At 73.5% G+C, this 11,886-nt stretch carries 12 protein-coding genes; 6 read left to right on the top strand and 6 right to left on the bottom strand.

Features of this window, described 5'->3' with window-relative positions; translation table 11 throughout:
- The first annotated feature begins 351 nt into the window (after positions 1-351).
- The 3 genes from B124_RS15560 (at position 352) to soxR (ending at position 3,499) form a co-directional block, all read left to right on the top strand.
- Entirely contained in the window at positions 352-1,824 is a 1,473-nt protein-coding gene (locus B124_RS15560) for a DEAD/DEAH box helicase (RefSeq protein ID WP_496503425.1), read from the top strand.
- 308 nt (positions 1,825-2,132) lie between these two features.
- Positions 2,133-3,002: an alpha/beta fold hydrolase gene (locus B124_RS15555; RefSeq protein ID WP_496503424.1), complete on the top strand. Its 870-nt coding sequence runs from the start codon at positions 2,133-2,135 to the stop codon at positions 3,000-3,002.
- 41 nt (positions 3,003-3,043) lie between these two features.
- Entirely contained in the window at positions 3,044-3,499 is a 456-nt protein-coding gene (soxR, locus tag B124_RS15550; RefSeq protein ID WP_496503423.1) for a redox-sensitive transcriptional activator SoxR, read from the top strand.
- A 243-nt stretch (positions 3,500-3,742) separates the two neighbouring features.
- Here soxR and B124_RS15545 read toward each other — a convergent pair whose 3' ends face one another.
- The 3 genes from B124_RS15545 to B124_RS15535 all read right to left on the bottom strand — a co-directional run bounded on the left by B124_RS15545 (position 3,743) and on the right by B124_RS15535 (position 6,252).
- Positions 3,743-4,588 carry a PHP domain-containing protein gene (locus tag B124_RS15545; protein ID WP_496503422.1) on the bottom strand — a complete coding sequence of 282 codons (846 nt, stop codon included), beginning with the start codon at positions 4,586-4,588 and terminating at the stop codon, positions 3,743-3,745.
- 144 nt (positions 4,589-4,732) lie between these two features.
- A complete protein-coding gene (locus tag B124_RS15540) occupies positions 4,733-5,368 on the bottom strand; it encodes a DUF6758 family protein (protein WP_496503421.1) in 636 nt (211 codons plus the stop codon).
- A gap of 242 nt (positions 5,369-5,610) precedes the next feature.
- Positions 5,611-6,252 carry a suppressor of fused domain protein gene (locus B124_RS15535; RefSeq protein ID WP_496503420.1) on the bottom strand — a complete coding sequence of 214 codons (642 nt, stop codon included), beginning with the start codon at positions 6,250-6,252 and terminating at the stop codon, positions 5,611-5,613.
- 504 nt (positions 6,253-6,756) lie between these two features.
- Between B124_RS15535 and B124_RS15530 the strand changes: the two genes are divergently transcribed.
- Together B124_RS15530 and B124_RS15525 are read left to right on the top strand one after the other, a co-directional pair.
- Complete coding sequence (locus B124_RS15530) at positions 6,757-7,866, top strand: magnesium and cobalt transport protein CorA (protein WP_496503419.1); 1,110 nt, start codon at positions 6,757-6,759, stop codon at positions 7,864-7,866.
- Between the two features lie 39 nt (positions 7,867-7,905).
- On the top strand, positions 7,906-8,427 hold the full coding sequence (locus B124_RS15525) for a hypothetical protein (RefSeq protein WP_496503418.1): 522 nt from the start codon (positions 7,906-7,908) through the stop codon (positions 8,425-8,427).
- A gap of 61 nt (positions 8,428-8,488) precedes the next feature.
- On the opposite strand, the gene B124_RS15520 is transcribed toward B124_RS15525, so the two are convergent.
- Positions 8,489-9,250: a hypothetical protein gene (locus B124_RS15520; RefSeq protein WP_496503499.1), complete on the bottom strand. Its 762-nt coding sequence runs from the start codon at positions 9,248-9,250 to the stop codon at positions 8,489-8,491.
- A gap of 95 nt (positions 9,251-9,345) precedes the next feature.
- Here B124_RS15520 and B124_RS15515 point away from each other — a divergent pair, with 95 nt between their 5' ends.
- On the top strand, positions 9,346-10,482 hold the full coding sequence (locus B124_RS15515; protein WP_496503417.1) for an Mrp/NBP35 family ATP-binding protein: 1,137 nt from the start codon (positions 9,346-9,348) through the stop codon (positions 10,480-10,482).
- A 94-nt stretch (positions 10,483-10,576) separates the two neighbouring features.
- On the opposite strand, the gene B124_RS15510 is transcribed toward B124_RS15515, so the two are convergent.
- Positions 10,577-11,224, bottom strand: a complete 648-nt coding sequence (locus B124_RS15510) for a hypothetical protein (RefSeq protein WP_496503416.1) — start codon at positions 11,222-11,224, stop codon at positions 10,577-10,579.
- Between the two features lie 163 nt (positions 11,225-11,387).
- Positions 11,388-11,864 (bottom strand): sec-independent translocase, encoded by a 477-nt coding sequence (locus B124_RS15505; RefSeq protein WP_496503415.1) that lies wholly within the window; start codon positions 11,862-11,864, stop codon positions 11,388-11,390.
- Positions 11,865-11,886 lie beyond the last annotated feature (22 nt).

The following is an 11,886-nucleotide window of genomic DNA, read 5'->3' as shown; positions in this document are numbered from 1 at the left end:
CGGGTCCCCACGCCGCGGGCGTGAGCCCGGAGGCGCGTGGGAAGCATGTACTGAAGGATGCCCGGTCGGTGGCCCGATCGGCTCCGACCCCGACCGCTCTCAGCGGGGCCCGTGCGGCCTGTCCCGCCGTACGGCACACCGCCGGAGGGAATTCTCGCGGCTGGAGCGCCCGAGAGACGGAAGAAGTGGTCCCGCGCCACCTCGCGCGGTACGACCCCCGTCCCCCGCCGCTCGCCGCGACCGACAGAAGAGGCAAGCATCCTGTCCACGTTTCGAGACCTGGGGATCCTCCCCGAGACTGCTGAGGCCCTGGAGGCCGTGGGAATCACCACTCCTTTCCCCATTCAGGAGATGACCCTTCCCGTGGCCCTCGCCGGCACCGACGTGATCGGCCAGGCCAAGACCGGTACGGGTAAGACGCTCGGCTTCGGCCTTCCCCTGCTGGAGAAGGTCGTCGTCCCCGCCGACGTCGAGTCCGGTCGCGCCGACCCCGGCGCCCTGACGAACGCCCCGCAGGCGCTCGTCGTCGTCCCCACCCGCGAGCTGTGCGTGCAGGTCACCAACGACCTGCTGACCGCCGGCAAGGTCCGTAACGTCCGGGCGCTGTCGATCTACGGCGGCCGGGCGTACGAGCCCCAGCTGGAGGCGCTGAAGAAGGGGGTCGACGTCGTCGTCGGCACCCCCGGCCGCCTCCTCGATCTCGCCGGGCAGCGCAAGCTGGACCTGTCGAAGATAAAGGTGCTGGTGCTCGACGAGGCCGACGAGATGCTCGACCTCGGCTTCCTGCCGGACGTCGAGAAGATCATCCAGCAGTTGCCCGCCAAGCGGCAGACGATGCTCTTCTCGGCCACCATGCCGGGGCAGGTCATCGGCCTCGCCCGGCGCTACATGTCGCAGCCCACCCACATCCGCGCCACCGCGCCGGACGACGAGGGCGCGACCGTCGCCGCCGTCGAGCAGCACGCCTTCCGGGCGCACTCGATGGACAAGCCCGAGATGCTGGCGCGCATCCTGCAGGCCGAGGGCCGCGGGCTGACCATGATCTTCTGCCGTACGAAGCGCACGTGCGCGGACGTCTCCGAGCAGTTGGCCCGCCGCGGTTTCGCCGCCGGCTCGGTCCACGGCGACCTGGGCCAGGGCGCGCGCGAGCAGGCGCTGCGCGCGTTCCGCAACGGCAAGGTCGACGTGCTGGTCTGCACGGACGTGGCGGCGCGCGGCATCGATGTCGCCGGCATCACGCACGTGATCAACTACCAGACGCCGGAAGACGAGAAGACGTACCTGCACCGCATCGGCCGCACCGCCCGCGCGGGCGCGTCCGGCACGGCGGTCACGCTGGTCGACTGGGACGAGATCACGCGCTGGCATCTGATCAACAAGGCGCTGGACCTCAACCTGGAGAACCCCGAGGAGACGTACTCCACCTCCCCGCACCTGTACGAGGCACTGAGCATCCCGGAGGGTACGAAGGGCGTGCTGCCGCGCGCCGAGCGCACCCGCGCCGGGCTCGGCGCCGAGGAGCTGGAGGACCTGGGCGAGACCGGCGGCGGACGCCGCGGCGCGGGCGCGCGCCGCGGGGGCGCCGCCGAGGAGCGTCCCAAGCGCACCCGTACGCAGCGGCAGCGCCGCCGCACGCGCAGCGGGCGCCCGGTGGCGGAGGAGGCCGCCGAGGCCGCCGAGGCCACCACCGGCGCAGCGGCGGAGACCGCACCGGAGCCGGCCGCGACCGCACCGGACGCGGCAGCCGCACCCCGCAAGCCGCGCCGCCGCCGTCGCCGCACCCGCAGCGGCAGCGGCAGCGCGGGCACGCCTGCGGCGGAGTAGCAGAACCCTTCCGGGCCCGGGCCGTACGTCACGACGTACGGCCCGGGCCCGCGGTGTGTCCGCGGGCGGGGCGAAGCCGCTGCACGAGCCGCACGCGCGAGCGGCGACCGGTACCCGGCCGCGCCACGGCGCGGCGGTATCCGGCACCGCGGCCTCCCGCGCCCCGCCACGGCGGGCGCGGCGAAGTCGCTGCCCGCCGGCACGCGCGGCGGTACCGTGGCGCCGCCCCGGCCGGAGCCGGCGCCTCCGCCCGCCCGCGCAGCGGGGTGGGTGCCCGGGGTGCGTACGGCCGGGGCTAGGGTCGGGGGATGAGCAAGCCGCCGTTCGTCACGTTGCCGGCCGGGGCCGAGGCCCTGAAGGTCGAGACCCCGCGCGGGGTGTTCGCCGCCCTGCGGGCCGGGCGCCCCGTACGCGGGACCGCGCTTCTGCTGCCCGGGTTCACCGGCAGCAAGGAGGACTTCATCGCCCTGCTCGAACCGCTCGCCACCGCCGGCTACCGCGTGATCGCCGTCGACGGCCGCGGGCAGTACGAGTCGGAGGGCCCCGCCGACGAGGCCGCGTACACGCAGGACGAACTCGCGCAGGACGTCCTCGCGCTGGCCACCGCGCTGGCCACACCGGACGACCCGCCGCCCCACGTCCTGGGGCACTCCCTCGGCGGCCACATCGCCCGGGCCGCCGCCCTCCGTGCCCCCGGCGCGTTCTCCTCGCTCACCCTCATGAGCAGTGGCCCGGGCGCCGTCTGCGACGAGCAGCAGTCCCGCGCCAAGCTCCTCGGCGACACCCTGGCCACGCACGACATGGAGACCGTCTGGCAGGCCATGCGCGCCTTCGACCCGCCCGAGGCCGCCGACGCGCGCACCCCCACCGCCGTGGAGGACTTCCTGCACCGCCGCTGGCTCGGCACAAGCGCCGGCCAGATCATCGCCACCGCCCGGCAGTTGCGCGAGGAGCCCGACAGGACCGCGGAGCTGGCCGGCCTGCCGCTGCCCGTCCACGTGCTGACGGGCACGTCGGACTACGTCTGGCCGGTGGCCGAGATGGACGACATGGCGCGCCGGCTACGCGCCCACCGCACCGTCATCGACGGTGCCGACCACTCCCCCAACGTCGACCGCCCCGCCGAAACCGCCGCCGCGCTCGCCGCGTTCTGGTCGGCGGACCGGCCCGCGGAGTGACGAACCTCAACCCCGGTTGAAGTCGAGTTACCCTGGCGGACATGACGCAGCACCTGTCCCCCCGCGCCAGCGAAGCCACCATCGGCGAGCTGTCCGACCGCAGCGGAGTCCCCCGGTCCGCGCTGCGCTTCTACGAGCGCCAGGGCCTGATCAACAGCCGCCGCACCACCGGCAACCAGCGCCGCTTCTCCCGGGACACCCTGCGCAGGGTCGCGTTCATCCGCGCCTCGCAGCGCGTGGGCATCCCGCTGGCGGCGATCCGCGAGGCGCTCGCGGTGCTGCCCGAGGGCCGCACCCCCAACCGCGCGGACTGGGCCCGGCTGTCGGAGGGCTGGCGCAAGGACCTCAACACCCACATCCGCCGCCTGGAACGGCTGCGCGACAACCTCACCGAGTGCATCGGCTGCGGCTGCCTGTCACTCGACAAGTGCGCCCTCGCCAACACCGACGACCGCCTCGGCGAACGCGGCCCGGGCGCCCGCGGCCTGGGCGTGTGACGCGGTACGCGGCTCACGTACCGAGCTCCGCCACAGTGCCCCGCCCGCGCTGCCCGGCCCGCGGAGTTGCGCGCACTCGGCACGCCCGCCGAGTGCGCGTAGGTGAGCGGAAGTCGGCCCCGGCGGGCGATTCGCCCTGGTTTAGTGGGCGGGTTACCCAGAGTTTGGCACGGCGAGGCGCATCCAGAACGCCCCCGGGGCAGATGCGTCGCCGGCTGGCCTACGGCCCGGCCCGCGCCGCGGTCAGTGCTTGACCGGGGCGGCGCCCGTGGCGCGGTCGACGATCTGTTCGTAGACCTCCGGGGCCGTCGTGAACTCGCCCAGGCGGCACGTCTTGCGGGCGCCGTGGTAGTCGCTGGAGCCCGTGGCCAGCAGGCCCAGGTCGGCGGCCGTGCCGCGGAGGCGGGTGCGGGTCTCCTCGTCGTGGTCCATGTGGTCCACCTCGATGCCGTCGAGCCCCGCGGCAGCCAGTTCCGCTACGGCGCTCTCCGGCAGGCATACGCCGCGCTTGACCGCCAGCGGGTGGGCGAAGACCGCGACGCCGCCGGCGCCCTTGATCAGGCGGATGGCGTCGAAGGGGTCGAGTTCGTGCTTCTCCACGTACGCCCGGCCGCCGGAGCCGATCCACTCGTCGGTGAACGCGTCCTGCACCGAGTCGACGACGCCCGCCTCGATCATCGCGCTGGCCACGTGCGGCCGGGCGATGGCGCCTTCGCCGGCGATCTCCTGCACGCGCTGCCAGGTGATGGGGACGCCGAGTTCGATCAGCCGCTCGGTCATCAGCCGCGCCCGGCGCACCCGGTCGTTGCGCACGGCGTCGCGCTCGCGGGTCAGCTCCGGCTCCTCGGGGTCGAAGAGGTACGCGAGCATGTGCAGGCTGATGCCGCCGAGGTCGCAGGACAGCTCCATGCCGGGGACGAGGGTCAGGCCGGCGGGCAGCGCCTCGATCGCCTCGGCGTGGCCGCCGACGCCGTCGTGGTCGGTGAGCGCGACGACGTCCAGGCCCTCGGCCGCCGCCTTGCGCACCAGCTCGGCGGGGGTGTCCGTACCGTCCGAATCGGCGGAGTGGGTATGCAGGTCGATGCGCACGGACGGTACCTCGCACAGGCTCGGGGTCGCGGAAGGCACCCAGCTTACGGGCCCGGGCAGGTGTCCAACTGGGGAAGGGGCCGCTTCCGGGCACCCGGCCCGCACCGCCCGTACGACGGCACCCCGTACGACAGCACCGCCGTACTACAGCAGCCGCGGCGACAGCGCCCCGCACGGCAGCAGCTCGATCTCCGCGCCGGCGTCCCGCAGGTCGGTGAGCACCAGCTCGTCGTAGAGCAGCAGGCCCGACTGCTCCGGCCAGACGACCGCCCACAGCCACAACCCGCGGGCCTCCCCGGCGAAGACGGCCCGGTCCGCGGGCACCCCGCCGACGTGCCACAGCGGCGTGGGCCGGCCGGCGGCGATGACCTTGGCGTCCGGCGGCTTGTCCGTGCACATCCCCGGCCCGGGGTCGGGCCCCTGGACGCCGGCGAAGCGGGCGCCGAGACCGACGCCCAGTTCCTCGGCGACGAGGATCAGCTCGCCGGGGCCGCCCAGCGGGCCGGGTCCCGAGCAGGCGACGGCGGTGGCCCGGCCGCCGCTGCGGTCGTCGCCCGCGTTGGCGACACCGGTGAACAGCCAGCCCAGGGGCAGCGGCCACGGCATCCACACCGGCACCTGGGCGCGGTGCACCACCACCCCCAGCGCTTCGACGCTCGGCGGTATGACGGGCTGCAGCGGCTGCACGGGTCCGTGCTGCTCGCACTGCCAGGAGTCGGTGAAGAGACCGGGCGCCCGGACCCGCCCGCCGCACTTCGGGCAACTGGGTTCGCCCCTCATAAGTCCTTACGGTCCTCCCCGGCCGCGGCGCCGTCAAGGACGATCACCCGTCCGGGGCCGCCCGGCCGGCCGCCCCGGGGCCCGCGCAGGCAGCGCCGCCCCGGCCCCGCACGAGATGCGCCGTGCGAGGCGCCGTAGGACTGCCGCGTGCGAGCCGCCCGTACGACGGCCGCGTGCGTCGCACCCCGCACGACGGCCGCCCGCCGGCACCCGTGCGGCGCCTGGCGCCGCCCCACCCGCCGCTACGCGCCCAGGTCCACCCCGCGGCGCAGCGGGTCGCGCAGGTCCGTGCCCGCCGTGAGCCAGCGCTCCTGCAGCGCCGCCGCCCCGTGCACCCTCTTCCACGCGGCCTCGTTCGGCGTCATCGGCAGCAGCGGCAGGAACCGCACCGGCTCCGTGGGGGTACCGCCCACGCGCGGAGCGCTGTGGGGGAGTTCCGGCAGCGTCACGTCGTCGACGAGCCCGCCCGGCTCCGCGACCAGCACCGCGCGGAACGGCGCCCCCGGCCACAGCGGCTCCCCCACCTCCAGCGACGCCCCCGGCGCCACGACGACGCCCTCCACCTGTGGCGACGCGGCGAGGACGGCGAGCGGGCGCAGCACCTTGTCCGTGTCGGCACGGCCGGCCCGCACGGTGAGCAGCAGTTCGGCGCGCGGACCGCGCAGGGGGTCGGCCAGCGCCTGCGCGGGGTCGGTCATGGGCTGCCTGGACATGCCGAGGGTGGCGTAGCGCAGCAGCGGTTCGCCCTCGGCCGTCGTCGAGGTGAATCGCATCACCTCGATGCGGTCCGTCCCGACGAAGGTCACGGACGCCCGCGCCCCGGGCTCGCCGAACGCCCCGGTCAGCCGCCGTTCCACCTGCTCCAGCACGTCGCCGTACGCCATGGGCCCCAGCCTAGGACGCCGTCGGACCGCCGGCGCCGGCCGGCCTGTTCACCGGCGGCTGGTAACCTTATGTGCCGGCTTGATGCGCGTCGTACGGACGGCGCGGACCCGGCCTCGGCTCAGGCACGTAAGCAGCACAGGCACATGAGCAGCACGCGAACGGCTTCGACACACTCGCCCTTCGACAGGGCCCGGCCGGAGGAGGTGGGGACTGCGGTGGATCCCAGCCGACCTTGCAGTACCGACAGCTCTCCCGCCCGGCCCGGCGTTCGCTGACCTTCGCTGGCCCTCCCCGCACACGCGCCCTGCGTACGCGCGGGGACCTCCCGGCCGGCTCCCGGCCCCGCCGTTCGGCGTCTGGCGGCTGAGCACGCACTTTTCCCGTCATCCACTGACGCGCCGTCAGCGCGCTCAGCGGTGCCCGCTTTGTGGGTGTACCTCTCGTAGATCCCCATTCCCGGCAGCGTTGGCCCGCGCCCGGCAGGAGCGTGAAGGAGTCCGACCATGTCGATGATCCGTGACCTGCGAGCCGTCGTCCGCCCCGCCCGCAAGACCCGGGGGCAGTCCGCCCACGGCTACGACCCCACCCGCGACCCGGCCGCCGGCAGCGCCGTCGTCGACTGCGCCGTCTACCGCCGCGGCCGGCGCGTCGGCGAGCGGCTCTCCCCCGCCCAGGCGATGCGACGCGTACGCGCCGAGGGCGGCTTCGCCTGGATCGGGCTGCACGAGCCGACGGAGCGCGAGTTCGCCGGCATCGCCCGGGAGTTCGGGCTGCACCCGCTGGCGGTGGAGGACGCGATCGACGCGCACCAGCGGCCGAAGCTGGAGCCGTACGAGGACTCGCTGTTCACCGTCTTCAAGACGCTCCACTACGTCGAGCACGCCGAACTCACCGCCACCAGCGAGGTGGTGGAGACCGGCGAGGTGATGTGCTTCACCGGCCAGGACTTCATCATCACCGTCCGGCACGGCGGCCAGGGCTCGCTGCGGGCGCTGCGCGCCCGGCTGGAGCAGGACCAGGAGCTGCTGGCGACCGGCCCGTCCGCGGTGCTGCATGCCATCGCCGACCAGATCGTCGACAGCTACATCGTCGTCGCCGACGCCGTCCAGGAGGACATCGACGAGGTCGAGATCGACGTCTTCTCGCCGAGCGACGGCCGCAGCGGGCGCGGCAGCGACGCCGGGCGGGTCTACCAGCTCAAGCGCGAGGTGCTGGAGTTCAAGCGGGCCGTGGCGCCGCTGCTGCGGCCGACGCAACTGCTGTCGGAGCGGCCGATGCGGTTCGTCGACCCGGAGATCCAGAAGTACTTCCGGGACGTCGCGGACCACGTGGCGCGCGTACACGAGCAGGTGGTCAACTTCGACGAGCTGCTCAACTCCATCCTCCAGGCCAACCTGGCACAGGCCACGGTGGCGCAGAACGAGGACATGCGGAAGATCACGTCGTGGGCGGCGATCTTCGCCGTGCCGACGATGATCGCCGGGATCTACGGCATGAACTTCGACCACATGCCGGAGACCACGTGGGAGTTCGGCTATCCCATGGTGCTCACCCTGATCTCCGGCATCTGCCTGGCCATGCACCGCGGCTTCCGCCGCAACGGCTGGCTGTAGGGGTACGGGCCCGGGGCCCGGCGGCTACGCTCGTACGCCATGGAGCCGATCGCCGCCGCCCTCGCAGAAGAAGCCGCCAGGAAGTCCGCGCTCGTGTGGATCGAGGGCCCCGACGGCACCCAGCGCGCGCTGTGGCACGTCTGGCACGACGGCGCCGTACTCCTCGTCGGCGACGGACCGGCCGAGCAGCCGCTGGGCGGGCTCGGGCTGGCCGACGGGGGCCTGGTGACGGTGCACGCGCGCAGCAAGGACAAGGGCGGCCGGCTGGTCGCGTGGCCGGCGCGGGTGGCCGAGCTGGCGCCGGCGAGCGAGGCGTGGCGGTCGGCGGTGGCGGAGCTGAAGGGCAAGCGGCTCAACGCCGTGGACGCCGACCACGTCGCCGAGCGGTGGGCCCGGGAGAGCCGGGTGCTGCGGCTGACGCGCGAGGGCACGGCGGTCGCCGGGGACGCGCTGCCGTCCGGCTCGCTGGCGGCCCCGCCGCCGGAGACCCCGGCGACGACGCGGCAGCCGCCCTCGGCGCTGCGGGGGCTGCTGTTCGGGCGGCGGGGGCGGCGCGGCTGAGGCGCGTAGCTGAGACGGCGTAGCTGAGACGGTGCGAGGGTGCTGAAGGGCTCGACGGCCGTCAGCTTGCCGAGATCTGCTTCCCGTAGTCCACGACGTCCTCCTTGCGCGGGGCGTTGACCTCGAACTCCTCGTCCCAGTCCACGAGTCGCAGCTCGCCCGCGTCCCCCGCGCGCTCCAGCAGCAGCGGGTACGGCCGCCCCTCCAGGGCCACCTCCAGCGCCCCGCCCGCGCCGTCGTCTGCCGTCACCCGGATCGTGGTGACGCCGTCGACCTCGCCGTTGTCCTCCGCGGCGAGCTCGCCTTCGAGCTTCAGCAGCCCGTCGAGCAGCACCTTCATCTCGGTGAAGCCGCTGAGCTGCTTGTACGCGGTGTCCCCGGGCGGCACCTTCACGTACTTGCCGTCGAGTTTCTCCGCCGCCGCCAGGTCGGCCTCCGACGGCTTGCCGCCGCCGTCCTCGCCGCCGTCCTCGCCGCTGGCCCCACCGTCCTCGCTGGCCTCGCCGTCGCCCTGGTGCAGCCAGAACTCGTCGCCGGCCTTCAGGAAGAGGTCGTCCTCGTCGCGCAGCAGCGAGAACGTCACGCCGCCGGTGGACACTTCGCCGACCCCGCCGGCCGCCGAGAGCCTCATGTCGAGCTTGACCGGCTCGCCGTTGCTCACCAGCGTGCCCGCCAGCCGCACCGAACTCGCGCCCGCCGCCGCCTTCTCCGCCTTGGCCGTGATGTTCTCAGGAGCCAGCCCTCCGACGCCGTTCTCGCCCGCCTGCGGACCGTCCTCGCCGCAGCCCGCGAGAAGGGTGGCGGAGACAGCGAACAGCACTATCCGGAAGGCCGATCTCCTCATCACGTGCGGCAGCGTACCGGGCCCCGGGTACCTGGTTTTCCCCGCCCGCGGTACTCGGCCGTACGCTGGGGGGCATGGCTGTCACAGAAGAGGCGGTGCGCGCCGCGCTCGCGACGGTGAACGACCCGGAGATCCACCGGCCGATCACCGACCTCGGCATGGTCAAGTCGGTCGAGATCGGGGCAGACGGCTCGGTGGCCGTCGAGGTCTTCCTGACCATCGCCGGCTGTCCGATGCGGGAGACGATCACCTCGCGGGTCACCGACGCGGTCGGAAAGGTCGCGGGTGTGACGTCCGTCACCGTCGGTCTTGACGTGATGAGCGACGAGCAGCGCAAGGCGCTCGCCGCGACCCTGCGCGACGGCAAGGCGGAGCGCGAGATCCCCTTCGCCCAGCCCGGCTCGCTGACCCGGGTGTACGCGGTGGCGTCCGGCAAGGGCGGCGTCGGCAAGTCGTCCGTGACGGTCAACCTGGCCGCGGCGATGGCGGCGGACGGGCTGAAGGTCGGGGTCGTCGACGCCGACATCTACGGCCACTCCGTACCCCGCATGCTCGGCACCGACGCCCGGCCCACCCAGGTCGAGGACATGATCATGCCCCCGACGGCGCACGACGTGAAGGTCATCTCCATCGGGATGTTCACGCCGGGCAACGCGCCGGTCGTCTGGCGCGGCCCGATGCTCCACCGCGCGCTGCAGCAGTTCCTCGCGGACGTCTTCTGGGGCGACCTCGACGTGCTGCTTCTCGACCTGCCCCCGGGCACCGGCGACATCGCGATCTCCGTCGCGCAGTTGATGCCGAACGCCGAGATCCTCGTCGTCACCACGCCGCAGCAGGCCGCGGCCGAGGTCGCCGAGCGGGCCGGGGCGATCGCCGTGCAGACGCACCAGAAGATCGTCGGCGTGGTGGAGAACATGTCGGGCCTGCCGTGCCCGCACTGCGGCGAGATGGTCGACGTCTTCGGCACCGGCGGCGGCAAGCAGGTCGCCGAGGGGCTGACGCGCACGACGGGCGCGGAGGTGCCGGTGCTCGGCGCGATCCCGATCGACGTGACGCTGCGGGCCGGCGGCGACGAGGGCAAGCCGGTCGTCCTGACCGACCCGGACTCCCCGGCGGGCGCGGCGCTGCGCGGCATCGCGGGACGGCTCGGCGGCCGGCCGCGAGGGCTCGCGGGGATGTCGCTGGGCGTCACGCCGCGCAACAAGTTCTGAGCGCGTACGCCCGCAGGGGGCGTACGCGCCCGGCGCTACGGAGCAAGGGGGGCGCGGTCCGTACGCGATCCGCGCCCCGGACCGCCGCGAGCAGTCAGCCGCGGCGGTCTTCGTACGCCGTGATGTCCTTGATCGCCGAGAACCCGAGCCCGTACGCGCTCAGCCCGCGGCCGTACGCGCCCAGGTGCACCTGGTTCTGCGTCGTCCCCGCCAGCACCCAGCCGAACTCCGACTCGCGGTAGTGGAACTGCGTCGCCTCGCCGTCGACCGGCAGCGACAGCGCCGACCAGCCGGAGCCCTCCAGATCGTCGGCCAGCTCCCAGGCCACCGACGTCTGCTGGTCCAGCCACTCCTCGCGCATCGCGCGCTCCAACTGCGTCGGCCAGGTGCACGACAGCAGCCCCGAGCCCGCCAGCCAGGCCGCGGACGACACGGACGTCGCCTCCAGCACCCCGGTGCCGTCCGCGCTGCGCCGCACGGGGCGGCTCGCGACGGTCACGACCACCGCGAAGCGGTGCTCGCGCATGCCGGCCTCGGCGAGATACGAGGGCATGTCCCCGTGGCCCACCGTGCCGTGCTCCACCTCGCCGTCGCCGCCCCCCGTCGACTGCAACCAGCGCGGTCCTGCGAACGCGTCATCCAGCCCGTACCAGGGGAAAGACGCCCGCATAAAGCTGTCCACCAGGCGTGGCTCAGACTCCTGAACCGTCCCCCCGGGCTCCGCCTCGCTCGTCATCTCCATCAGCGTGGTGCCTCCTCGTGGCCTGGACCTGTCATCCGCGGTCGCCCCCCGCCGGGACACGCGCCCGGCCTGGCACACCGCATGCCGGGTGGTCACCCAGACACACGGGAGGATATCCACCTGCATACGCTAGGACAGGCAGGTGGTCTGATATGTGAGCCGATCAGGTGGCGTCCGAGTCATACGGCGGGCGCTCGGCGGTGACCGTCTTCTTGCCGTCACCTGCGGCGCCGCTCCCGCCGCCCGTACCGCCTGCGCTGTCCTTCGTCAGGCTCAGCGGCTTGCCGCTCGCGGCACCGTCGTCCTCGATGTCCCCCACGGCGCGCGCCGCCTCACCGACCTCGGCGACCTCCTTCTTGAGGTCGAAGCCGTTGCGGATCTCCTTCAGACCCAGGTCGTCGTTGTCGAGGAGGTGCTTCTTGGCGAAGTTCTTCGGGTTCAGGTCCTCGAACTCGAAGTCCTTGAACTCCGGGCCCAGTTCCTTGCGGATGTCCTCCTTGGCGCTGTCGGAGAACTCCCGGATCTTGCGGACGAACCGCATCGTGTCCTGGATGACCTTGGGCAGTTTGTCGGGGCCGAAGACGATCGTGGCCAGGATGATGAGAGCGATCAGCTCGAGGGGTCCTATGTCGAAGAACACCTGGCACTCCTTGCTGTCCTGT

This window comes from Streptomyces sp. CNP082 (genome assembly GCF_059570535.1).
This window is presented reverse-complemented; position numbering and strand designations above follow the sequence as displayed.

Excerpts from the sequence above, each read along its gene's own strand:
- B124_RS15560 (WP_496503425.1), top strand. The coding sequence starts at position 352 with ATGACCCTTCCCGTGGCCCTCGCCGGCACCGACGTGATCGGCCAGGCC.
- B124_RS15555 (WP_496503424.1), top strand. The coding sequence starts at position 2,133 with ATGAGCAAGCCGCCGTTCGTCACGTTGCCGGCCGGGGCCGAGGCCCTG.
- soxR (WP_496503423.1), top strand. The coding sequence starts at position 3,044 with ATGACGCAGCACCTGTCCCCCCGCGCCAGCGAAGCCACCATCGGCGAG.
- B124_RS15540 (WP_496503421.1), bottom strand. The coding sequence starts at position 5,368 with ATGAGGGGCGAACCCAGTTGCCCGAAGTGCGGCGGGCGGGTCCGGGCG.
- B124_RS15535 (WP_496503420.1), bottom strand. The coding sequence starts at position 6,252 with ATGGCGTACGGCGACGTGCTGGAGCAGGTGGAACGGCGGCTGACCGGG.
- B124_RS15530 (WP_496503419.1), top strand. The coding sequence starts at position 6,757 with ATGTCGATGATCCGTGACCTGCGAGCCGTCGTCCGCCCCGCCCGCAAG.
- B124_RS15525 (WP_496503418.1), top strand. The coding sequence starts at position 7,906 with ATGGAGCCGATCGCCGCCGCCCTCGCAGAAGAAGCCGCCAGGAAGTCC.
- B124_RS15515 (WP_496503417.1), top strand. The coding sequence starts at position 9,346 with ATGGCTGTCACAGAAGAGGCGGTGCGCGCCGCGCTCGCGACGGTGAAC.
- B124_RS15510 (WP_496503416.1), bottom strand. The coding sequence starts at position 11,224 with ATGGAGATGACGAGCGAGGCGGAGCCCGGGGGGACGGTTCAGGAGTCT.